Source organism: Caulobacter sp. SRI_014, assembly GCF_057586315.1.
In genome coordinates this window covers 587,003-608,369 of sequence record NZ_JBYCZQ010000001.1, presented here as the reverse complement: position 1 = coordinate 608,369, position 21,367 = coordinate 587,003, and the positions used below count along the sequence as shown (strand labels likewise).

Genomic DNA, 21,367 nt, shown 5'->3' with positions numbered 1-21,367 from the left:
CCGGCAGGGTCTGACCGCTATCTGACCCCTGTCACTGGGGAGTAGCCGACCGCGCATCCAGCGGGGACGCCGTCAACAAACTTGAGACCCTCGGGCTCATGGCGGCGTCGGCCTTTTAAGCCTGGCGAGACCTTTGGCGAACGTCGTGGCTCTTGCGGGGCTAAGCGACGTCACGCCAATGGTCCGTCTTCGGCCCCGCCAGGATATCCAATGGAAGCCTTCCTCGTCTCCACCGGGCTCGTGGCCATCGCCGAGATCGGCGACAAGACCATGCTGCTCGCCATCCTCCTGGCGGCCAGGTTCCGCCGGCCCGTTCCCATCCTGCTGGGCATTCTCGTCGCCACCCTGCTGAACCATGCGCTGGCGGCATTCGTCGGCCAGCTGGCGGCGGGCCTGCTGAACGGCCCGTGGATGAAGTGGGTGCTGGGCATCGCCTTCCTGGCGTTCGCCGGATGGGCCCTGATCCCCGACAAGCTCGAAGAGGATGAGGCGCCGCCGGCGCTGAAGGCCGGCTCGATCTTCCTGACTACGGCGGTGGCCTTCTTCCTGGTGGAAATGGGCGACAAGACGCAGGTGGCGACGGTGGCGCTCGGGGCGCAGTTCCACAATGTGGCGGTGGTCGCGGCCGGGACGACCCTCGGCATGATGCTCGCCAATACGCCGGCGGTGTTCCTCGGCGAAGTTGCGGCGACGAAGATCCCGCTGAAGGTGATCCGCTGGGTCGCGGCAGCGGGGTTCGCCGCGGTCGGGGTGTGGGTGTTGGTCGCGGGGTAGGACTTCAGGGAAGGCGCGAGACTCAAGCTCTCCGCCCTCTGGGCGGAGGACCGCTTTCGAGCCTTCAAGCGAGAAAGCAGGAGGCGGGCCCACAGGCAGTGGGTGATTAGCGCGTTCCCTTACACGCCGGCGCCCTCGGACACAGCGCACATCCGCCGGTGGAAGTCCCGCCTCCTGCTCTGTCGCTCGCGCTCCAGAGCTGTCCTCCGCCCCAAGGGCGGAGAGCGCATAGCAAAAGGGCCCGAGGTTTCCCTCGGGCCCTTCGCTTAAGCGTTGTCGCTTGAGATCAGGATCAGAAGTTGATCGAGATCGTCGAGCGGCGGTTCAGGGGTTCCTTCACCCCGTCGCCGGTGGCGACGGCGGGCTCGGATTCACCCTTCCAGTCCACGGCCAGCTTGCCGGTGTCGACGCCGAGGCCGACGAGGGCGTCAGCGACGGCCTTCGAACGGCGCTGCGACAGGCCGACGTTGTACTTGGCCGAACCGGAGGTGTCGGCGTGACCGACAACCACGATGCGGGTGGCGTTACCGGCCGAAGCGTACTGGGCGGCTTCCGAAACCACGGTCTGGGCTTCCGGCGTCAGGATCGATTGATCGAACGGGAAGTAGACGATGAATTCGCGCGCTTCGTACACCGGGGCCGGCGGAGGCGGCGGCGGTTCCGGCGGGGGCGGCGGGGGCGGGGGCGGCGGGGGCTCGACCACCGGCGGCGGCGGGGGCGGCGGCGGGCCAGCGAAGCTGTACCGGATGCCGACCGTCACCGACTGGTCGTTGAACTTGCCTTCCAGCGGGCCAGCCGTGCCCGGGTTCTCGAAGTTGAAGTCGTCGGTCTGGAAGAAGCGGTAGGTCAGATCGACGTTGATACGGTCGGTCGCCTTGGCGGTGACGCCGGCGATGGCCTGCCAGGCCCAAACAGCGTCGCTGTCGTCGACGATCAGGAACGGGGCGTTGACACCGTCCATCTGGGCGCCCGCGATACCCGCGCCGACCCCGACGAACGGGCTCAGGTCGCCGTCCGGGATCAGGTCAACGATGACGTTGCCCATCAGCGACCAGACTTCGAAGTCGCCGCCGTCCGGGAAAACGCCGCCCATGGGGGCCGGAATTTCACCCGGGCGATAAGCGCCTTCGAGTTCCACGCGCCAATGCGGCGACAGGCGGTAGCCCAGGCGAGCCGCGCCGATCCAGGAGTCGTCCGGATCAACGTTCAGGTCGCCCAGAGCGGAGTCGTAGTTGGTGTCGTCCGACCAGTGATAGCCGAGGTCGATAGCGCCGTACCAACCGGAATCCTGCGCCGAGGCGCCGGACGCCACGAGCGTCGCAGCAAGAGCCGCACCCGCCAGAAGCTTGAGTTTCATAGAAAGAGCCCTCTCTTGCCCACGATGCGACACGAGGTCGCTTCAGTCCCAGTTATAGCAACGCCTAGCGCCACGCAAAGTGCCCGCGAAGCCACACCGGAGTTCATTTTTCTGCCACGATCCCCTTTCGGGCGAATTAATCGGGCTGCGGTTGCAGTTTCGGGCTAGCGGACGTCGCGTAGCCGACGCCGCCCGCCCAAGGATTCCGGGCGGTTGAGCTCCTTTCGGAACTCATCCCGCCGTTCGTGGATCGAGGCGATGACCAGACCCATCGGAATGCCGATTTCCACCAGAGCGGCTTCGGAAAGCTGCAATGAGGCCTCGATCGTCTCCGGCACGGCGTCGGTGGCCCCCAGTTCGTAGAGCCGCTTGGCGTGGCGGGCGTCGCGGGCGCGGGCGACGATGGTCAGATCAGGGCGCATTTCCCGGACCGTGGCGACCACCGCTTCGGCCCCTTCCGGGCTGTCCATGGTGATGATCAGGGCCCGGGCGCTGTCGAGGCCGCAGTGTTTGAGGAAGTCGGCGCGGGAGGCGTCGCCGAAGAATATGCGGGCTCCGGCCCGCCGGCCCGATTCGACCAGACGGGGATCGCGCTCGACCCCGACCCAGGGGATGTCGTGACGCCCCAGCATGTCGCCGACCAGGCGGCCGACCCGGCCATAGCCGATGACCAGCACGCCCGAATCGACGGGCCCCTCGGCGTCGGGCTCAACGGCCACCCCTTGGGGGTTGGCGCCGGGCCGACCGCCCAGCCGGGCGCCGAAGCCGGCCAGGAAGGGGATGCAGATCATCGACAGGGTCGAGGCGACCAGGATGGTCTGACCGGCGGACTCGGCGACGACGCCGGCGTTCATGGCGCTGTCCAGGATGACAAAGGCGAACTCGCCGCCGGCGGCCAGCAGCAGAGCGGTCTCCAGGGCGACCCGGCTTTTGAGGCCGAACAGCCTGGCCAGGCCGAAGACCACGGCCCCGGTCAGCAGCATCAGGCCAATGGCCATACCGAGAATCGGCAGCGGGTCGGCGATCAGCTTGGACAGGTCCAGGCCAATGCCGATGGAGACGAAGAACAGGCCAAGCAACAGGCCCTTGAACGGCTCGATGGTCCGTTCGACCTCGTGGCGGTACTCGGTCTCGGCCAGCAGCAGGCCGGCGACGAAGGCGCCCAGCGCCATCGACAGGCCGGTCAGGGCGGCCAGCAGCCCGGCGCCAATGACCACCAGCAGGCTGGCGGCCATGAACAGCTCCTCGCTCTTGGCCTTGGCCACCGATCGCAGCATGGGCCGCAGCAGGAGCCGACCGATGACGAACAGGGCCAGCAGGCCGAGCACTGCCGGGGCGAAGGCCAGCAGGTCCTTGAGGACGAAGGCGCTGTCTCCCTGGCGTCCGAGAACGGCGAGGGTGATCAGGATCGGCGCCACGGCCAGGTCCTGGAACAGCAAAATGGCGAAGGTGGCGCGGCCGGCCTGGCTGTGCTGGCGCTTGCGTTCGGCCAGCAGCGGCATGACCACGGCGGTCGAACTGAGCGCCAGGGCGGCGCCGATGGCGGCCGCCGCGATCGGCGGCTGGCCCAGCAGCATTGCGGCGCCGGCGATGGCGGCCCCGGACAGGGCGACCTGCAGCCCGCCCATGCCGAAGACGTAGCGACGCATCAGGCGCAATCGCTCCCAGGAGAGCTCCAGGCCGATCATGAAGAGGAGGAAGACGACCCCGAACTCGGCGAGCTGGGCTATATCCTTCGGGTTCTCGACGGTAACCGCCGACAGCCATGGAAACTGGTCGCTGAAGGCGCCGAGGCCGAACGGCCCCAGCACAATGCCCGCGCCAAGGAAGCCGAGGATCGGGCTGATGTTCCAGCGGCGGAACAGCGGCACCACGATCCCGGCCGTGGCCAGGAACAACACAACATCCTTGTACTCGCCCGGAGAAACTTCCGTCGCCATTCCACCTCCTTGTTCGTGTGCGCCCAGTATGACCCACGCGGCGGTTGTTGCGGAACCCCTCCGGGTCGGTTTATGGCCGCGCCACTCAGAATTCCGCCCGGGGCGCCATACCCGGGTCACAAGCGCCCAGGACAACCCCACCCATGATCCGACGCACCCTGATCCTCGCCGCCACTGCCACCCTGCTGGCCACGGCGGCCTACGCCGCCAAGGCCGGCGCCATCGACATCTCCGGCGCCTGGTCGCGACCCGCGCCGCAAGGCGGCAACGGGGTCGGCTATGTCGTGCTGGCCAACGGCGGCAAGGCCGACCGCCTGGTTTCCGCCTCGACCCCCGTCGCCGGGCGGGTCGAGATGCACGAGAGCATGGTGATGGGCGGCAAGGCGATGATGCATCCACGCCCGCGCGGCATCGAACTGCCGGCCGGCAAGACCGTGGCCCTGAAGCCCGAGAGTTTCCACCTGATGCTGATCGGGCTGAAGAAACCGCTGAAGGTCGGTGAGACCGTGCCGGTGACCCTGAAGTTCGAGAAGGCCGGTTCGGTCACCGTCTCGTTCGCCGTACGGGCGGCCGGACCGGCTCCGGCGGCTGCCGCTCACCACTAGTTCGTTTTGACGAACGATTTCGCCGGGTCCAGCTTCACCGCATGGACCCGGACGTCTTCGCCATTCTGCGCGCCTATCCGCAGATCTACTTCGCCTGCCACGAGGAGCATCGCACCCGTGAGCGCTCGGCCCGTGGCCTGACCGGCCGCGAGGCCGGTGTACTGACCCACATCGATGTCGCGGAAGGCATCGGGGCCGGCGAACTGGCCCGCCATCTGGGGGTGGCCGCCTCGTCGCTGTCGGCGACGCTCAAGCGGCTGGCGGGCCTGGGCCTGATCGAGGACGCGCCGTCCGAGGATGCGCGGCGGCGACGGGTGCGGCTGACGAATGGCGGCCGGGCGGCGCTGGCCGAGGATTCGGTGCTCGACGCCGGCCGGGTGGCCGGGGTGCTGGGCCTGCTCGAACCGGCGGATCGTCAGCGGGCCGTCGAGGGCCTGGCGCTGCTGGCCCAGGCGGCGCGACGATATCGGGAGGGGTGAGATGGTTCTGAAGATCGCTCTGGGCCTGGTAGGGCTGTTGGTCGTGCTGGTCGGCGGCGTCCTGATCACCGGCGCCGTGCTGCCGCGCCAGCATGTCGCCACCGGCGAGGCCCTGATCGCCCAGGCGCCCGATGTCGTCGCCGCCCGCATCGTCGATCCGGCCGGCTATCCGGCCTGGCGCAAGGGGGTGATCACCGACCAGGTCCGGCGCGAGGGCGAGCGGGTGCTGTGGCGGGAAATCAGCCAGGGCGACAAGGTCGACTACGCCCTCGACGTCGAGGAGCCGGGGCGGCGCTGGCGCACGACCATCCTGACCAAGGGCATGGCCTACGGCGGATACTGGCTGATCGAACTGACCCCGGAAGGGACGGGAAGCCGCGTTCGGGTCAGCGAACACGGCTTCGTCGACAACCTGGCCTTCCGGGCGCTGGGCCGGTTCGTGTTCGGCTTCGACAGCACGCTCAAGACCTGGCTGAAAGAACTGGCCGCCGCCTAGCGTTCGGCCACCGCCTCGATCTCGATCAACAGGCGCGGATCCGCCAGGCCCTTGACGATCAGCAGGGTGGTCGCCGCCGGCGGCTGGCTGAGCAGGGCGGCGGCGGGCTGCGCAAAGCCGCCGAGACTGGCCTCGTCGGTCATGTAGATGGTCAGTTTGACCAGGTCCTCGACGCCCATCCCGCCGCTGGCCAGAACGCGCTTGAGGTTCTCCACCGCGATGGCGGTCTGCTCGCCGATCTCGCCGCCGACAGAGCCGTCGGGCCGCTGGCCGACCTGGCCGGAAATGTAGAGCCAGCGGTCGGGCGATCTGACCTCGACGGCGTGGCTGTAGAAGGGGGGCGCGGGAACGCCTTCGGGGTTGAACTTGCGCAGCATGGTTGTGTCCTCCTGTGTTGGCGGGACCATGCGCCACCCCTGCTGCCAACTGTCTGTCAGCATGCGTTGACACGACCCAGCGGAAGCCCGCTAACTCTCGCAAAACAAGTGTTTGAGGGAGTGACGAGATGGCCGGCTGGACCTTCGCGGACGTGTGGGAAGCGGTCGCTGCGGCGACGCCGGAGCGTCCGGCCCAGATCCAGGGCGATCGGGTGGTCAGCTGGCGTGACTTCGACCGGCGGGCCAACGCCCTGGCGGCGTATTTCGTGGCCAGGGGCCTGGGCCATCAGGCCAAGATGGCCGCCTTCCTCTACAACGCGCCTGAGTATCTCGAGAGCTACTACGCGGCCTTCAAGGCGGGGCTGGCGCCGGTCAACACCAACTACCGGTACGAGCCTGAAGAGCTGTTCTATCTGTTCGACAACGCCGACACCGAGGCGGTGGTCTTCCACGCCGGGTTCGCCGACAAGCTCGAAGCGATCAAGGACCGGCTGCCGGGGGTGAAGGCCTGGGTGGCGGTGGCCGAGCCGGGCGCGGCGATTCCCGCCTGGGCGGACGAGTATGAAGGCATCGTCGGGGCCGGCGCCGACCGGTTCGTGGCCCCCTGGGGTCGCTCGGGCGACGACCTGCTGCTGCTCTACACCGGCGGCACCACCGGCATGCCCAAGGGGGTGATGTGGCGCCAGGATGATCTCTTCCAGGTGCTGGGCGCGGGCGGCAATGTTGCGGCCGGCATCCCGCCGTTGGAGACCCCGGCCGAGGCTGCCGTGCGGGTGACGACCGGCAAGGCCGGCGATATCGTCCTGCCGCCGCCGTCCGTGGTGGTGGTGGCCTGTCCGCTGATGCACGGCACGGCGCAGTTCGGCAGTTTCGGGGCCCTGACCGGCGGGGGCTGCATCGTCAGCCTGCCCTCGCGCCGGTTCGACCCCATCGAACTGTGGAACGAGGTCGAGCGGACCGGGGCCAACAGCGTCTCCATCGTCGGCATGGCCTTCGCGGCGCCGATGCTCGACGCGCTCAATGCGACGCCGGGGCGGTGGAATCTGTCGAAGGTCCAGCGGCTGGGATCGTCCGGGACGGTCTGGTCCTATGAGAACAAGCAAGGCCTGCTGGCGCATCTGCCCGAGGGCTGCGTGATCTTCGATTCGCTGGGCTCGTCGGAGGCGGTGGGCCTCGGCGGCTCGCAGTCGGTGAAGGGGGCGGAGGCCGGAACGGCGCAGTTCCTGGTCGGGCCCAACGCGGCGGTGTTCAAGGAGGACGGCTCGCGGGTCGAGCCGGGGTCGGGCGAGCGCGGGCTGGTGGCGGTCGGCGGCTTTATCCCGGTCGGCTATTACAAGGACCCGGAGAAGTCGGCGAAGACCTTCAAGGAGTACGAGGGTCGGCGCTGGTCGCTGCCGGGCGACTTTGCCGAGGTCAACGCCGACGGGACGATGAAGCTGCTCGGACGCGGCTCGCAAGTGGTCAACACCGGCGGCGAGAAGGTCTTTCCCGAGGAAGTCGAAGAGGCGCTGAAACTGCATCCGGATGTGAAGGACGCGGTGGTGGTGGGGATCCCCGACGCGCGGTTCGGCGAGAAGGTCTGCGCGGTGGTCGATGTGCGGGAGGGGGTGTCGCTGGAGCTCGCCGACTTCACGGCCCACCTGAAGGGCAAACTGGCCGACTACAAGGCGCCAAGGGCCCTGGTGCTGGCCCCGGTGGTTCGCGCCCCGAACGGCAAGGTCGACTACAAGGGCGTCAGGGCCCAGGCGCTTGAGGCGCTGGGGGTCAAGGCCTGACTACTCGCCGATCTGTAGCGGCTGGTCCGGAATATCACCGGCGAGCAGCCTGCGCAGATGCCCGGCCAGTCCGCCCGGAAAGATGGGCTCCTCGCTGGCCTCGATCTCCTCGACCGGCCACCAGCGCATGGCCTTCACGACCTGGCGTTCGAGGTCCGTCCATCCGTGTTCGGACAGCCGCTCGTGCCCGACCCGGGCGATGAAATAATGCTCGACCAGCCGGCGCGGTTCGCCCTCGACCAGCATGTCGTGCTGACGCCGCCACACGACCGGACCGAAGTCGGCCTCCGCATGCCCCGTCTCTTCCAGCAACTCGCGCCTGGCCGCGCCGATCAGGCTCTCGCCGTCATCGACGCCGCCGCCGACCGTGCACCAGCCGGCGTAGCGTCCGTCATCGAAGTTCAGCAACAACAGCCGGTCGGCCGGCGACAACAGCACCAGCCGGACCGTCAGCCGCTCGCGCGGCGTCAGACCGTGCGCTTGGCCCGGTCCTTCTCGTTGGTCGCCCGGATCGCGGCCGTCGCCTGGGCCCATTGTTCGTCACCCCATTCGGTCATGCGCGCGAAGTTGCCGCCCGAGGCATTGTAGGCGGCGCCGTCGATGGCGATGGTCTGGCCGTTCACATAGGTCGACAGCGGGTGCAACAGATAGACGGCCAGGTTGGCCAGTTCGCGCATCTCGCCGACCCGGCCCATGGGGTTGCCGCGCATGTCGCCATAGGCGCTCTCGCCGGGGTTCAGCCGGGCGCTCATGCCCTCGGTCGGGAAGGGGCCCGGCGCGATGGCGTTGAAGCGGATGCCCTTGGGGCCCCATTCGACGGCCAGCGACTGGGTCATGACGTTGAGGCCCGCCTTGGACATGGCGCTGGGCACCGTGAACGGACCGCCGTTCCACACCCAGGTGGTCAGGATGGAGATCACCGAGGCGCTGAGGCCTTCCTTGATCCACCGTTTGCCGCAGGCCTGGGTGACGAAGAAGCTGCCCCGGAAGACGATGTTGGAAATGGCGTCGAAGCCGCGGGGCGACAGGTCTTCCGTGCGGCTGATGAAATTGCCGGCGGCGTTGTTGACCAGGCCGGTCAGGGGGCCGTCGGCCCAGATGGTCTCGACCATCTCCTCGATGGCCTCGGGCACGCGAATGTCGCAGGCGATACCGGTGACCTTGCCGCCGTCCGGATGGGCGGCCATCAGTTCGTTGGCGGTCTCTTCGAGAATGCCGCCGCGCCGACCGCAGATGTAGACGTCGGCGCCCAGCATCATGCAGCCCTCGGCCATGACTTTGCCTAGGCCCGTGCCGCCCCCGGTGATCAGGATGCGTTGGCCCTTCATCAGGCCCGGGCGGTACATCAGGTCGTCGGCGGCGAAGGTCATGGCGTGTCTCCCTTTTGCAGGGAGAGGGGAGGGGCTGACCTTGGGTCGGTCAAGCCCCCTTTACGCAAACGTCAGCCCCCGTAAGACCGCCCGCCGCCGCCGAAGCCGCCGCGCGACACCACCGTGCTGCGGGTCTGCACCCGCTGTGGCGCCTGGCGAACCGAGGCCGGGGGATCGATCCCCTGTCGGCCCACGGAGGTGCGTCCGGTGGCGTAGTCGTGGTTCACCCGGCCGCCCCAGCCGGTGTAATAGTCGCCGCCGCGCCGATAGAGGCCGGTGCCGCGGTAACCGCCGCCGTCCAGCATGCGGCCGATGATGAAGCCGGTCAGCAGCGGGGTGAAGAAGCTGCCCCCGCCATTGGCCTGGCTGCGCGGCACGCACTGGCCCTGGCCGTGGATTTCTTCGCAGCTCTTCTGTTCGGCGTACCTGGGCGCGTTGGCGTCGTCCTTGAGCGCGGCGGCATAGCCCTTGTCGCACTCTTCGTCGCTGACCTTGTTTTCGGCCTTGCACTGGTCGAGGCTGGCGTAGGCGAAGGCCTCGACCGGGTCCTTGTTGAGCTGGGCCTCGGCCCTGGAGATGTCCGGGGTGTTGTCGCAGGCCCCGATGGTCAGAGAGGCGCCGCACATCAGGCTGGTCAGGGTCAGGGATTTGGATCGCATCATGGCGGTCAGGGCCCCTTACGATGTCATGCAGGCGGCGTTGATCAGGCCGACCGCGATGGAAACGCTGCCCAGGTAGACACCCGTGGCGATCTCGCCCGCCTCGATGCGCGCCTTGACGTCCTTCAGGAAGAGGACGCGGACGATGGTGAAGGCGACGATCTGGATGACGCCGGCCAGCACGCCCCAGGCCAGCAGTTCGGGCAGGCTGGTGGTGTGGGCCAGGGCCGAAGCCAGGGCCAGGACATAGCCGACCAGGGCCCCGCCGAGCGCGATGGCCGCGGCGACGTTCCCCTGCTTGATCAGGTCGGTTTCCTTGTAGGGGGTCATCCACTGGTAGATGACCTTGAAGGCGATGGCGAGCACGCCCGAGGCCAGGAAGGCGATCAGGAAGTACAGGGCCTGTGTCTTGAAGATTATGAAGTCGAAGCTCATTCGGGTTCCCTCCCGTTGGACTCGGTTGCGGCCGTTCAGGCCGAGAATTCACCAATGGCCAGCGGCACGCCGACCATGATCTCGTGGGTCAGCTCGCCGCCCTTTTCCGGCTCCATGGCGATGGCCAGCAGCAGTTCGCGCCCCTCGCCGCCGAGGTCGCGGGCGTAGAGCATGCAGGTCTGGAAGATGCGGGCGTAGGGCGCGGCCGCGGCGCGGTCGTCCCAGATGTCCTCCCAGAAGCTGACCGGCGGTTGGCGGCCCTCGTCCTCGCTGAACCAGTATCGCTGGAAGGGCGGCAGGTCGTCCTCCAGCCACACCGGATCCTGCAGCCGGTCGTTCCACAGCCGCTTCTCCTGGCCGCTGGCCGGATATGCGCTGCGCCAGGGCATGAACAGGGTGAAGTCGTTGGCGTCGCTGCCGTCCTTCTCGTCGCTGACCGCCTGAAACAGCAGGTGATCGTCGGTGTAGAAGCGGTGCACATAGCCGCCGGCGTCGAGCCTGATCAGGCCCTGGGCGGTGATCTCCAGGGTGTCGCGGTCCATCTTGAAGCTGGCGTCCACGCCCAGCCGGCGCCAGGCCAGCGGATCGAGCATGATGGTCCGACCGACCGTGATGTTGCGCACCACCGCCAGATGATCGGCTGGGCCTGCCTCGTCCTTGCGCCCGAACAGCTTGCCGAACATCAGGGGGCCCTCACGCACACGTCTACGTTACGGAGTCTGGCCCGCGACGCGCGGCAACGCAATGTTTGCGATGATGCGCAAAACCGTCGTGACGGTTCGATATCCACCGGGCGGCGCCTCCTTGCGCCATTGGCCGATACGACGCCCTTCTTTCCCCCTTGTCAAGCGTTCATGGTACGCATACCTTGAACGCATGCCCAAGGCTCCCACCCGAGCGGACAAAGCCGTGACCCGGACCCGCGAATGGCGCGAGGCCCGCAAGCGCGCGGGGTTCGTAAAGCTGGAAGTGTGGGCGCCGGCGGCATGCAAGGCGGACATTCAGAACGCCGTGCGCGCCATCGTGATAGACTCCAGCAGAGCGCCCGGTTGGACCGGCGCACCGAAAGGCAGCAGGCCCATGGATCAGGTGATCGACACGGCGTGGACCATCCACGCGCTCAAGCGGGAGCTGGATTACAGCAGCCTGGTTCGCGAGGGCGAGCTCAAGGCCCAGGTGATCGAGGGCGCTGATCCGGTGCTGCTGGTCACCATGTGCGAGTACGGCGACCTGCCTATCTACGTCAGCGCCGGCCCCGAGCAGATTGTCGTCTCGGTCGTGCTGTGGCCCGTCGACGAGCAGGAGGACCAGAACGAGTTCAACGTCTTCCTCCTGAAGGCCCAGAAGCTGGTGCCGCTGTCCAACTTCGGCATCACCACCATCGACGGCCGCGACTACTACGAGCTGTTCGGCGAAATCGCCGCCAAGACCAGCCTGCAGACCATCCTCATCGAACTGCGCACCCTGGCCGAGAACGCGATCGACGCGGCCAGCGACCTGCGTGAATCCTTCAAGTCCGCGAAATAGGGAGAAGACACCATGTCCATCTGGAGCAAGTTTTCCGCCCTCTTCCGCGGCACCGCCCATGAGGGCGCGCAGAAGGTGATCGACGCCAACGCCCTGCGCATCCTCGATCAGGAAATCCGCGACGCCGACACCGCCCAGGCCAAGGCCCGGGACGACATGGCCGGCCTCGTCGCCCGCCGCCGCATGCTGGAAACCGAGGGCAAGCAGTTCGCCCAGCAGGCCCAGAAGTACGAAGCCTCGGCCCGGGCGGCCATGGCCAAGGGCGACGAGGCCCTGGCCCTGGAAGTGGCCCAGCGCATCGCCGACCTTGAGCGCGACGCCACCCAGAAGGCCGAGCAGGTCCTCCAGCTGCGCCAGGCCGAGGACAAGCTGCGCGTCATCATCGCCCAGACCGACACCAAGATCGAAGCCCTGCGCCGCGAGATCGAGGTGGTGAAGGTCAACGACAGCGTCCAGCGCGCCCAGTCGGCTATCGTCGCCCGCAGCGGCAGCGCCAGCTCGACGGTCGGCTCGGCCGCCGACAGCCTGAAACGCATCAAGGAGCGCCAGGCGATCAACGAGGAAAAGTTCCGGGCGGCCGGCGAACTGGAAGACCGCCGCACCGGCGCCGACCTCGACGCCAAGCTGCGCAACGCAGGCATCCTGGCGGGCGAGACCAACGCCCATGAGGTGCTGGAGCGGCTGATGGCCCCCAAGGGCGAGTCGATGAAGCTGGAGGCCCCGCGCCTGCAGATCGAGGCTCCCGAGAAGGTCCCCGTGAAGAAGGACGAGCAATAGCTTGATCCGTCATTCCATCCAGCCGCGGTGGGACTGGAAGGCCGAGGCCGAGCGCGTCGGCTTCACCTTCCACCACATGGACGGCCAGCAGTACTGGGACGAAACCGCCTGGTACGGCTTTACCCTGGCCCAGGCCGAGGAGATCGAGACGGCGGCGGAATCCCTGCACGCCCTGTGTCTCGATTTCGTCGGCGAGGCGGTGAAGTCCGAACGGATCATGGAACGCCTCGCCATCCCCGAGGCCCACCGTGACTACGTGGCCGACAGCTGGCTGCGGGGCGATCCCAGCCTCTATGGGCGGTTCGATTTCGCCTACGACGGCAAGGGTCCGCCCAAGCTGTACGAGTACAACGCCGACACCCCGACCAGCATCTTCGAGACGGCGGTGTTCCAGTGGCTGTGGCTGGAGGCGCGGATCAAGGACGGTTCGCTGCCGGCCGATGCCGATCAGTTCAACAGCCTGTTCGAGAAGCTGCGCGACCGCTTCGGCGCTATCTTTCCGAACGGCGGCTATGTGCATTTCTCCAGCGATCCCGACCATGTCGAGGATCGCCAGACGGTCAAGTTCCTCGAGGACCTGGCTGTCCAGGCCGGCCTGACCCCCAAGTTCGTGTCAATCCACGACATCGGGCTGGACGGCGACGGCCGCTTCGTCGACGAGCAGAGCGACATCATCCAGGCGATCTTCAAGCTCTATCCCTGGGAGATGATGCTGCGCGAGGACTACGCCACAAACGTCGCCGCCTCGAAGACCCAGTTCCTGGAGCCGGCCTGGAAGAGCCTGCTCAGCAACAAGGGTCTGTTGCCGATGCTGTGGGAGCGCCATGCCGGCCATCCCAACCTGCTCGAGGCCTGGTTCGAGGACGATCCGGGGGCCGCGGCGCTGGGCGAGAACTATGTGCGCAAGCCTTTGTTCTCCCGCGAGGGGGCCAACATCGAGCTGGTCGAGGCGGGCGTCGCCGAACCGGTGCTCGACCAGGGCTACGGGGCCGAGGGCTGGATTCGCCAGGCCCTGCACAAACCGCCGAAGATCGACGGAAACTATCCCGTCATCGGCGCCTGGATCGTCGGGACCGAAGCGGCCGGGATGGGCATTCGGGAAGACAACGGCCCCGTCACCAAGAACATGAGCCGCTATCTGCCGCACGCCATCGTCGTCGACTAGGGCTTGATCCCGTAGGCGTCGAAGGCGGCTTCGATGCCATCCCAGGAGGCCTTGCCGGCGGCGATGTCGGCCTTGCCACCCTTGCGGTCACCCTTGCGGATCCTGGCGATGCCGCGGCCGTAAAGCGACCAGGGCTGTTTGGGCGCGCCTTCCAGGGCGCCGGTGTAATCGGCGATGGCGTCGTCCCAGCGGCCGGCGCGCAGATGGACCAGGCCCCGGCTGTCGAGGAAGGCCGGGCTGTTGGGGATGATCTTCAGCGCGGCGTTGCAGTCATCCAGGGCCTTGTCGAGCTCGCGGTTGAGTTCGGCCCGGGTCCAGCAGCGGCCGTTCAGGGCCTCGGACGACCGGGGGCGAATGGCCAGCACCTTGTCGAGATCGGCCAGTTGGTCGTCGTGCCGCTTGAGGGCGCTGTAGACCTGGGCGCGGACCAGCAGCGCCTCGGTATCGGTCGGACGCAGCGCCAGGGCCGCGTCCAGATCGGTCAGGGCCCCGGCGTAGTCCTCGCCCTGGGCCTTGGCCAGACCGCGCAGGGATCGGGCCAGGCCGAGGTTCTCGCCCTCCCAGATTCCGGCGTCGATGACCTGGGTGCAGCCGGCGATGCGGTCGGCGGCGGGGACCTTGTTGTCCTTGACGCAGAGTTCCCAGCCATCGCCCCCCTCGGTCATGGCGGCGCGTGCGGCCTGGCCGGCGCCAAGCGCGGCGAGCGCCGCCAGGCTGACGACGATGGTTCTGATGGCCGGCATGATGATCCCCCTGTTCGGAGAGAGGCTAGCGCGCCCGCCGCCGCCTGTGCAGCCACTACCCGCCGGCAAAGAGGATCAGATTGCCGTCCGGGTCGGCGATGATGAAGGTGCGGGCGCCCCAGGGCTCGGTGCGCAGCGGTTGGTGGAAGGCGACACCGGCGGCCTGGTATTCGAGGAACAGCGGCTCGGCGATATCAAGGGTGAGGGTCGCGCTGAGAGCGTCGCCCTCCTCGGCCATAAAGGCGTCGGAGAAGGGGCGCCGGTCGGCGTGGCGCAGGTTCAGCCGGGCGCCGTCGCGGACGACCTGGGCCCAGAAGGGCGGCTCGCCGTGGCTGATGGTCACCTTGAAGCCGAGCTTGCCCGTATAGAAGTCGAGCGCCGCCGCCATGTCGGTGGCGTACAGCTGAGGCTCGGCGGCGAGGATGGTCATGGCCTCAGCCTGCCAGTTCTTCCTCAACCTGTCCCAGCCGTTCCTTGCCGAAGAAGATCTCGTCGCCGACGAAGAAGGTCGGGATGCCGAAGGCGCCGCGGTCGGCGGCGGCGGCCGTGTTGCTGACCAGGATGGCCTTGGCCTCGTCGGTCTGGCCCCGGGCCATCAGGGCGGCGGCGTCGAGGCCGGCGTCGTTCAGGACCTTGGCGACCACCTCGGGATCGCCCATGTTCTGGCCGTCTTCCCACATGGCCTTCAGCACCACCTCCATGTAGCGCTCGCCGACGCCTTCCAGCCCGGCCGCGCAGAAGGTGCGCATGATCAGCAGGGTGTTGATCGGGAAGTGCGGGTTCATGCGGAACCGGGTCAGGCCATGTTTGGCCACGAAGCGCCGGCTCTCCAGCATCTCGTAGTCCATCTTGCCCTTGATGCCGCCGAAGGCGGTGAAGGGGGCCTGGTTGCCGGTCGCCTTGAACAGGCCGCCGAGCAGGCAGGGGATGATGTTCAGGGTGGCGCCCGTCCGCTCCAGAATGCCGGGCAGGACCATCGATGCCATGTAGGCGTTGGGGCTGGCGAAATCGAAGATGAAGTCGAGTTGCTTTGTCATTCACCAGGTCTCCGTCCAGGGGCGCAGGTCGATTTCGAAGGTCCAGGCCGAGCGGCCCTGGTTGTGCAGCCACACATAGTTGCGGGCGATTTCGTCGGGGTCGAGGATCTCGCCGCGCGCCAGGCGGGCGTCGGCGTCGGGCATGCGCTCGCGGGTGAAGACCCCGTCGATGCTGCCGTCGCAGATGATGTGGGCGATGTGGATGCCCTGGGGGCCCAGCTCACGGGCCATGCTCTGGGCCAGGGCGCGCAGGGCGTGCTTGGCGCCGGCGAAGGCGGAGAAGCCGTCGCGGCCCCGGACACTGGCCGTGGCGCCGGTGAACAGGATGCTGCCGCGACCCCGCGGGACCATGACCCGGGCGGCTTCGCGCCCGGTCAGGAAGCCGGCCAGGGCGGCCATTTCCCAGACCTTGGTGTAGACCCGCGTCGTGGTCTCGCGGATGTTGAAGTGGACGTTGGCCCCGATGTTGAAGACCACCACCTCCAGCGGGCCGATGTCCTTTTCGATGCGATCGAAGAGGGCGGTCATCTCGGCCTCGTCGCGGGCGTCGACGCCCATGGCGTGGGCCTCGCCGCCGTTGGCGCGGATCTCTGCGGCGAGGGTTTCCAGCTGGTCGAGATTGCGCGGCCGGCGGGTCATGACCACGGCCATGCCCTCGGCCGCGAAGGCCTTGGCGATGGAGCCGCCGACACCGATGCCGGCGCCGACGACGAGACAGACTTTGCGGTCGGACATGGTGGCTCCCGGGTTTGACGAGTAAGTACAGAATAAAAACTTACGCTGTCAATCACCGGTCTCAGGGTTCGGTGAAGCCCTTGGCGCGCAGGGTCAGCTGCCCGACGGCCGGATGGTGACTGAAGAACAGCCCGCCGCGCCGCCGGGAGTGATCAGGCACATAGTCGAAGGTCGCCTCGGCGGTTTCCGGGGCCTGACCGATCGGCGTCAGCTCGCCCTCGATAACCACGGCGGCGGCCGGGGAGCCGCCTTCGTTGATCACCTCGACCTCGAGCAGCCAGCCGCCCTTGACGGCGAACGCCTGGCGCGCCTCGACGGTGATCGACGGCGGCGAAGGGTCGCCGAACAGGGCCTCGTGGCCGATGACGCCGAGGGTCAGCAGCACGAGCGTCAGGCCGACGGCGCCGGCGACCCATTCCAGCAGGGGCGTGCCGTGGGCGCCCGGCGAGGGCTTGGCGGGTTTGCGGGCCATCAGATCACCAGCCGGGCGGTGGCGGCCCCGAGGCCGGCGGGAAAGGCGAGGACGACGGTCATCTGGGCGATCTCATGAAGGCTCGTGCCCTGCAGCCGCCCGAAGGCCCACAGGCAATACAGGCTGATCAGAAGGGCGATGGCGTAGCCGGGCAGGGTGAAGGTCAGCAGGGTGCGGAGGATGCTGTGATCGCCGCGCCGGTTGTCCTGGCCGGGAAAGCCCAGGCCATAGACGAAGCCGTGCAGCAGCAGGAGGGTCGCCGCCGCCAGCAAGAGCCCATGCCAGGGGCTCATCACGTAGGCGATGAGGATCATCTCCTCGGTCGGGGCGACGCTGAAGGCCAGGAAGATGGCCCCGACCGACATCAGGAACAGGCGACCGAGATAGCCGATATGTTCCTTCTGCCGTTGCCCGCCATCGCCCTTTCGGCCCCCGAACTGCTTGCCGGCGACCAGGGCGCCGATGCTGGCCGGAATGGCGCAGACGGCCAGCTTGCCGACCACCTCGCTGGCCGTCATCCCGGGCCCGATCTGGCCCAGCAGCGACAGGGAGATCAGGGAAACGAGCATGCCGACGGCGAAGGCGGCCAAGGCGTCCAGAACCTCGTCCAGCAGGCGGAAGGTCGGCTCGAAGCCGGCGAAATAGGACAGGCCCAGCAGCATCGGGATGGACGAGGCGACGAAGACCAGCAACCGCCAGCGCTCCATAGAATGACCCAGCCACCACATCTCCATGGTCATCAGCAGGGGGAAGGCGAACAGCAGCGCCCCGCCGGCCGCCCGCAGCAGGCTGGTCAGATAGTCGAGATTGGCCGGCGGCGAGAGCAGCGCGCTTCCCCGTCCGGCCTTTGCTTGCCCAGCCATCGGCTCTCCGTTCGGCTGCTCAGCGGTCAGACGGGCGAAGGGTTCCCGGGCGGCGGCCCGCGCCAGTTGCGGCGTATCTCCTCCATGGCCCGGCGCCAGCGGGCCCGCAGGATCAGCGGCCGTTCGGGGAAGCGCTCCTCCAGGAAATCGGCGGCGACCACGCGGTCGGTGCGGAAGTTGCGGAAATCGGTGCGCATCTCGCACCAGGCCACCAGGTTGCGGGTGGTGTCGCGGTAGCCGATGGCGATCGGCCAAACGACGCGCTGGCTCTCGCGGCCCTGTTCGTCGGCATAGGTCAGCCGCACCTTCTCGCCGGCATGGATGGCGGCCCGCAGCCGGGCCATGTCCAGGCCGTCTGCGGCGTTGGCGAAGTTGGGCGGCGTGCGCGTGGCCGGGTCCAGCATCATGGGGCGCAGGTGGTCGGGCACGGTGGCGGCGATCTTGGCCACCAGGTCCTGGGCCGCCCGGGCCAGGGCCGGATCGCCCCGGCTGGCCACCCACTGGGCGCCCAGGACAGCGGCCTCGACTTCGTCGGCGGTCAGCATCAGGGGCGGCATGTCGAAGCCGGCGTCGAGAACATAACCGACCCCGGCCTCGCCCCGGATTGGGGCCCGCTGGGCCATCAGGGCGGCGATGTCGCGATAGACGCTGCGCTTGGAGGTCTCCAACTCGGCGGCCATGGCGTTGGCGGTCACCGGGCCAGAGGCGCGGCGGAGAATCTGGATGATCTGGAACAGGCGGTCGGCGCGGCGCATGGGGTGAACCTTCGCATGCTGACAGCAGGCTGTCAGCAGGGTGGCGGTATGTCTTTGGGCATCCAAGGAGGACGCCCCGATGATCACACTTTACGTTGCCGGCCAGGGCTTCGGCCTGCCCGAAGTCAGCCCCTACGCCATGAAGACCGAGATCCAGCTGCAGCTGGCTGATCTGCCCTACGAGAAGCGCCCCGGCCGGCGCGAGGACTCGCCCAAGGGCCAGATCCCCTGGATTGTTGACGGCGACGATGTCCTGTCGGACTCGACCTTCATCCGGGCCCATATCGAAGGCAAATACGGGGTCGACCTCGACGCCGGCCTGACGCCCGAGCAACGGGCCCAGGCCTGGGCCTTCGAGCGGATGGTCGAGAACCAGCTGGGCTGGGTCGGCGCCCATTCGCGCTTCCTCGATCCCGAGAATTTCGCCAAGGGCCCGGCCCACTGGTTCGACCAGGCGCCGGAGGCCATGCGCGACACCCTGCGGGCCGGACTGATCGAGGCGGTCAACGCCAACCTGATGGCCGTCGGCGTCGGCCGCCACAGTGAAGCGGAAGTGGCCTGGCTGGGCGAGCGGTCACTGAACGCCATCTCCATCGTGCTCGGCGACAAGCCCTTCCTGTACGGCGACCAGCCGGTGGGGTCCGAAGCGGTGGTCTTTTCCATCCTGGCCACAACCCTGAACCCCTGGTTCAACTGCCCGCTGCGTGAGCGGTACGAGGCGCTGCCGAACCTGGGGGCCTATGTCGGGCGGATGATGGACCGGTTCTATCCCGAGCATGCGGCGCTGGCGGCGTGAGGCCTCGGTCCGGGCGGCTTGTCGAAGCGTTTGCCATTATAGCAGATTCCAGCCCGCCGCCCGGAAATATTTCACCTATAAATCAACACCTTAATGACCGTCCAAAGCTGCTATCCCGCCGCCCCCGGACCCACCGCAACACCATCCGAGATCCACCCGGAACCACGCTGTTGAAGCGCGGGCGAGGCAAGGCGACCACGACAGTCCTGCGGGCGCCGGGAATTTACCCTGGGTGAAATTCAGGCGGCGCCGAGGCGCTTCAGCACCCGCTGGGGGATGGCGTAGTCGCGGATGGCGGGGCGGTGGTCGCGCAGGCCCATGACCTCGCGCTGGACGAAGTAACGCCAGACGGCGTCGGCGGCGGCCTTCAGCAGGGCCGCATCGTCCGGGGCCGCTTGCAGCTCCGCCAGGCTGCGCTCGACGGCCTTGCCAAGACGGCCCAGAGCATTGGCGCCTTCACCGGCCAGCTCGGCTTCCAGGGCCGAATGCAGGCGGCTGCGGACGTCGGGGCCGGTCAGGCTCTGGGGCAGGCGAAGGGACACGCGCCATTGTAACGCGGCGATGGTCCGCGCTACAGCCCCCGCCATGTCGACCACCGCCGTCTTCGGCCATCCCCCGCTCGCCCTCGCCGATGTTCCGGCCGGCGCCGTCCAGACCTCGCCGCTGGTTCCCGGATCGCAGGCGCTCGAAGCGCTTGAGCCCGGCAGCCAGGCCGAGATCGTCATGCTGGCCCCGCCGGCCACGGTCGAGCGGCGCGGCGCCCTGGCCGCCGCCCTCAAGGCCCTCAAGGAAGACGGCCGGCTGATCGCCATGGCGCCCAAGGACAAGGGCGGCTCGCGCCTGGCCGGCGACCTCACCGCCCTGGGCGCGGCGTTCAATGAAAGCGCCAAGCGCCATCACCGCATCTGCCATGTGCGCCGCCCCGCCGACCTGGCCGCTGTCGAGGCGGCCATCGCCGACGCCGCGCCGCGCGAGGTCGAGGGTCTCGGCCGCACCCAGCCGGGCGTCTTCAGCTGGGACCGCATCGACGCCGGCACCGCCCTGTTGCTCAGCAGGTTGCCGGCCTTCAAGGGGCCGGGCGCCGACTTCGGCTGCGGCATCGGCCTTCTGGCCAACAAGGTGCTCGAAAGCGCCGCCGTCACCAGCCTGGCGCTGGTCGACATCGACCGCCGGGCCATCGAGGCGGCGAAGGCCAACGTCAGCGACCCCCGCGCCGCCTTCCACTGGGCCGACCTGCGCGGGACCGAGCCGGCGCTGGCCGATCTGGAGTTCGTGGTCATGAACCCCCCGTTCCACGACGCCGGGGCCGAGGACCGGGCCCTGGGCCAGGTCTTCATCCGCCGCGCCGCCGGGGCGCTTAAGAAGGGCGGGACCTGCTGGCTGGTCGCCAACCGCCACCTGCCCTACGAGGCAGTGCTGGGCGAACACTTCAAGGCCGTGGACCTGAAAGGCGAGGCCGGCGGCTACAAGGTCTATGAGGCCCGCAAGTGATTTCGGTCCGACTGGACCGTCTGCTGGCCAACATGGGCTACGGCAGCCGCAAGGAGATCGCCGCCCTGGCCGCCGCCGGCCAGGTGGTGCTCGACGGCCAGGCGATCCGCAAGGGCGACACGAAGGTCCAGGTGGCCCGCGACCTGCCCGCGCGGATGACGGTGCGCGGCGCCCCGCTCGACCCGCCGCCGGGTCTGGCGCTGATGCTGCACAAGCCGCTGGGGGTGACCTGTTCGCACAAGGAGGTCGGGGCGCTGGTCTATGACCTGCTGCCCCAGCGGTGGAAGGCGCGGGAGCCGGCCATTTCGACGGTCGGACGGCTCGACAAGGAGACCAGTGGCCTGCTGCTGCTGACCGACGACGGCGACCTGCTGCACCGGATCATTTCGCCCAGGGCCAAGGTGGCCAAGCGCTATCTGGTGACCCTGGCCCGGCCGATGGACGGGACGGAAGGCGCGGCCTTCGCGGCCGGGACATTGGTGCTCGAGGGCGAGGACAAGCCCTTGCTGCCCGCCGAGCTGGAGGTTCATGCGCCGACCAGCGCCCACCTGACCATCCACGAGGGCCGCTATCATCAGGTCCGCCGGATGTTCGCCGCCGTGGGCAATCATGTGGAGGCCCTGCACCGGGACCAGGTCGGGGGCCTGAGCCTGCCGGCGGATCTGGAGCCCGGCCGCTGGCGCCTGATGAGCGACGAAGACATCGCGAGGGTATTCGCCGGATAGGGGCGTGGGTTGGG

General features: G+C 68.3%; 27 protein-coding genes and 1 riboswitch. Of the genes, 11 read left to right on the top strand and 16 right to left on the bottom strand.

Translation table 11 applies throughout. From position 1 onward, the window contains the following. Positions 1-24: 24 nt before the first annotated feature. Positions 25-162: riboswitch (yybP-ykoY riboswitch) on the top strand. A 48-nt stretch (positions 163-210) separates the two neighbouring features. After that, positions 211-774: a TMEM165/GDT1 family protein gene (locus AC2YG9_RS03310; protein ID WP_487296494.1), complete on the top strand. Its 564-nt coding sequence runs from the start codon at positions 211-213 to the stop codon at positions 772-774. Between the two features lie 292 nt (positions 775-1,066). On the opposite strand, the gene AC2YG9_RS03305 is transcribed toward AC2YG9_RS03310, so the two are convergent. Both AC2YG9_RS03305 and AC2YG9_RS03300 read right to left on the bottom strand, forming a co-directional pair. Next, positions 1,067-2,131, bottom strand: a complete 1,065-nt coding sequence (locus AC2YG9_RS03305) for an OmpA family protein (RefSeq protein ID WP_487296493.1) — start codon at positions 2,129-2,131, stop codon at positions 1,067-1,069. 164 nt (positions 2,132-2,295) lie between these two features. Next, positions 2,296-4,071, bottom strand: a complete 1,776-nt coding sequence (locus AC2YG9_RS03300) for a cation:proton antiporter domain-containing protein (protein WP_487296492.1) — start codon at positions 4,069-4,071, stop codon at positions 2,296-2,298. A 143-nt stretch (positions 4,072-4,214) separates the two neighbouring features. Between AC2YG9_RS03300 and AC2YG9_RS03295 the strand changes: the two genes are divergently transcribed. From AC2YG9_RS03295 to AC2YG9_RS03285, 3 genes are read left to right on the top strand one after another with little or no spacing between them, the layout of a single operon-like run. Beyond that, the gene (locus AC2YG9_RS03295; protein ID WP_487296491.1) at positions 4,215-4,676 is read left to right on the top strand and encodes a copper chaperone PCu(A)C; all 462 of its coding nucleotides are present in this window, start codon (positions 4,215-4,217) and stop codon (positions 4,674-4,676) included. Between the two features lie 41 nt (positions 4,677-4,717). Further along, positions 4,718-5,155, top strand: coding sequence for a MarR family winged helix-turn-helix transcriptional regulator (locus AC2YG9_RS03290; protein WP_487296490.1), 438 nt, complete (start codon positions 4,718-4,720; stop codon positions 5,153-5,155). Position 5,156: 1 nt separating this feature from the next. Further along, on the top strand, positions 5,157-5,651 hold the full coding sequence (locus AC2YG9_RS03285) for an SRPBCC family protein (protein WP_487296489.1): 495 nt from the start codon (positions 5,157-5,159) through the stop codon (positions 5,649-5,651). On the opposite strand, the gene AC2YG9_RS03280 is transcribed toward AC2YG9_RS03285, so the two are convergent. Then, entirely contained in the window at positions 5,648-6,028 is a 381-nt protein-coding gene (locus AC2YG9_RS03280) for a RidA family protein (RefSeq protein ID WP_487296488.1), read from the bottom strand. The two genes, AC2YG9_RS03285 and AC2YG9_RS03280, sit on opposite strands and share 4 nt — an antisense overlap. 128 nt (positions 6,029-6,156) lie before the next feature. On the opposite strand from AC2YG9_RS03280, the gene AC2YG9_RS03275 reads away from it, so the two are divergent. After that, positions 6,157-7,803 (top strand): AMP-binding protein, encoded by a 1,647-nt coding sequence (locus AC2YG9_RS03275; protein WP_487296487.1) that lies wholly within the window; start codon positions 6,157-6,159, stop codon positions 7,801-7,803. Here AC2YG9_RS03275 and AC2YG9_RS03270 read toward each other — a convergent pair whose 3' ends face one another. From AC2YG9_RS03270 to AC2YG9_RS03250, 5 genes are all read right to left on the bottom strand, one after another. Then, complete coding sequence (locus AC2YG9_RS03270; RefSeq protein WP_487296486.1) at positions 7,804-8,337, bottom strand: NUDIX hydrolase; 534 nt, start codon at positions 8,335-8,337, stop codon at positions 7,804-7,806. Further along, the gene (locus AC2YG9_RS03265) at positions 8,271-9,173 is read right to left on the bottom strand and encodes an SDR family oxidoreductase (protein ID WP_487296485.1); all 903 of its coding nucleotides are present in this window, start codon (positions 9,171-9,173) and stop codon (positions 8,271-8,273) included. The genes AC2YG9_RS03270 and AC2YG9_RS03265 overlap by 67 nt, the downstream gene beginning before the upstream one ends. A 71-nt stretch (positions 9,174-9,244) precedes the next feature. Continuing rightward, positions 9,245-9,835, bottom strand: a complete 591-nt coding sequence (locus AC2YG9_RS03260) for a DUF1190 domain-containing protein (protein ID WP_487296484.1) — start codon at positions 9,833-9,835, stop codon at positions 9,245-9,247. Between the two features lie 15 nt (positions 9,836-9,850). Beyond that, a complete protein-coding gene (locus AC2YG9_RS03255) occupies positions 9,851-10,267 on the bottom strand; it encodes a DUF350 domain-containing protein (protein ID WP_487296483.1) in 417 nt (138 codons plus the stop codon). Positions 10,268-10,302: 35 nt separating this feature from the next. Next, positions 10,303-10,968 (bottom strand): DUF2491 family protein, encoded by a 666-nt coding sequence (locus tag AC2YG9_RS03250; RefSeq protein WP_487296482.1) that lies wholly within the window; start codon positions 10,966-10,968, stop codon positions 10,303-10,305. A 379-nt stretch (positions 10,969-11,347) separates the two neighbouring features. On the opposite strand from AC2YG9_RS03250, the gene AC2YG9_RS03245 reads away from it, so the two are divergent. Genes AC2YG9_RS03245 through AC2YG9_RS03235 form a run of 3 tightly spaced genes read left to right on the top strand, consistent with a single transcriptional unit; the run spans position 11,348 to position 13,736 of the window. Beyond that, a complete protein-coding gene (locus tag AC2YG9_RS03245) occupies positions 11,348-11,794 on the top strand; it encodes a YjfI family protein (RefSeq protein WP_487296481.1) in 447 nt (148 codons plus the stop codon). Between the two features lie 12 nt (positions 11,795-11,806). After that, a complete protein-coding gene (locus AC2YG9_RS03240; RefSeq protein ID WP_487296480.1) occupies positions 11,807-12,571 on the top strand; it encodes a PspA/IM30 family protein in 765 nt (254 codons plus the stop codon). Position 12,572: 1 nt separating this feature from the next. Then, positions 12,573-13,736, top strand: coding sequence for a glutathionylspermidine synthase family protein (locus AC2YG9_RS03235; protein ID WP_487296479.1), 1,164 nt, complete (start codon positions 12,573-12,575; stop codon positions 13,734-13,736). Here AC2YG9_RS03235 and AC2YG9_RS03230 read toward each other — a convergent pair. From AC2YG9_RS03230 to AC2YG9_RS03200, 7 genes are all read right to left on the bottom strand, one after another. Continuing rightward, the gene (locus tag AC2YG9_RS03230) at positions 13,733-14,479 is read right to left on the bottom strand and encodes a tetratricopeptide repeat protein (RefSeq protein WP_487296478.1); all 747 of its coding nucleotides are present in this window, start codon (positions 14,477-14,479) and stop codon (positions 13,733-13,735) included. The two genes, AC2YG9_RS03235 and AC2YG9_RS03230, sit on opposite strands and share 4 nt — an antisense overlap. A 55-nt stretch (positions 14,480-14,534) precedes the next feature. Beyond that, positions 14,535-14,909, bottom strand: a complete 375-nt coding sequence (locus AC2YG9_RS03225; RefSeq protein WP_487296477.1) for a VOC family protein — start codon at positions 14,907-14,909, stop codon at positions 14,535-14,537. 4 nt (positions 14,910-14,913) lie between these two features. Beyond that, positions 14,914-15,516 carry a DsbA family protein gene (locus AC2YG9_RS03220; RefSeq protein WP_487296476.1) on the bottom strand — a complete coding sequence of 201 codons (603 nt, stop codon included), beginning with the start codon at positions 15,514-15,516 and terminating at the stop codon, positions 14,914-14,916. Continuing rightward, entirely contained in the window at positions 15,517-16,251 is a 735-nt protein-coding gene (locus AC2YG9_RS03215; RefSeq protein ID WP_487296475.1) for an SDR family NAD(P)-dependent oxidoreductase, read from the bottom strand. 61 nt (positions 16,252-16,312) lie between these two features. After that, a complete protein-coding gene (locus AC2YG9_RS03210; protein WP_487296474.1) occupies positions 16,313-16,723 on the bottom strand; it encodes a hypothetical protein in 411 nt (136 codons plus the stop codon). After that, positions 16,723-17,586, bottom strand: coding sequence for a TIGR02587 family membrane protein (locus AC2YG9_RS03205; RefSeq protein ID WP_487296473.1), 864 nt, complete (start codon positions 17,584-17,586; stop codon positions 16,723-16,725). Before AC2YG9_RS03205 ends, AC2YG9_RS03210 begins: the two co-directional genes overlap by 1 nt. Positions 17,587-17,612: 26 nt before the next feature. Continuing rightward, positions 17,613-18,341 carry a helix-turn-helix transcriptional regulator gene (locus AC2YG9_RS03200; protein ID WP_487296472.1) on the bottom strand — a complete coding sequence of 243 codons (729 nt, stop codon included), beginning with the start codon at positions 18,339-18,341 and terminating at the stop codon, positions 17,613-17,615. A 79-nt stretch (positions 18,342-18,420) separates the two neighbouring features. Here AC2YG9_RS03200 and AC2YG9_RS03195 point away from each other — a divergent pair, with 79 nt between their 5' ends. Continuing rightward, on the top strand, positions 18,421-19,137 hold the full coding sequence (locus AC2YG9_RS03195; RefSeq protein WP_487296471.1) for a glutathione S-transferase family protein: 717 nt from the start codon (positions 18,421-18,423) through the stop codon (positions 19,135-19,137). A 239-nt stretch (positions 19,138-19,376) separates the two neighbouring features. Here AC2YG9_RS03195 and AC2YG9_RS03190 read toward each other — a convergent pair whose 3' ends face one another. Continuing rightward, complete coding sequence (locus AC2YG9_RS03190) at positions 19,377-19,679, bottom strand: DUF6665 family protein (RefSeq protein WP_487296470.1); 303 nt, start codon at positions 19,677-19,679, stop codon at positions 19,377-19,379. A 43-nt stretch (positions 19,680-19,722) separates the two neighbouring features. Here AC2YG9_RS03190 and AC2YG9_RS03185 point away from each other — a divergent pair, with 43 nt between their 5' ends. Together AC2YG9_RS03185 and AC2YG9_RS03180 are read left to right on the top strand one after the other, a co-directional pair. Further along, a complete protein-coding gene (locus tag AC2YG9_RS03185; protein ID WP_487296469.1) occupies positions 19,723-20,628 on the top strand; it encodes a class I SAM-dependent methyltransferase in 906 nt (301 codons plus the stop codon). Next, positions 20,625-21,353: a pseudouridine synthase gene (locus AC2YG9_RS03180; protein WP_487296468.1), complete on the top strand. Its 729-nt coding sequence runs from the start codon at positions 20,625-20,627 to the stop codon at positions 21,351-21,353. The genes AC2YG9_RS03185 and AC2YG9_RS03180 overlap by 4 nt, the downstream gene beginning before the upstream one ends. Positions 21,354-21,367: the final 14 nt, after the last annotated feature.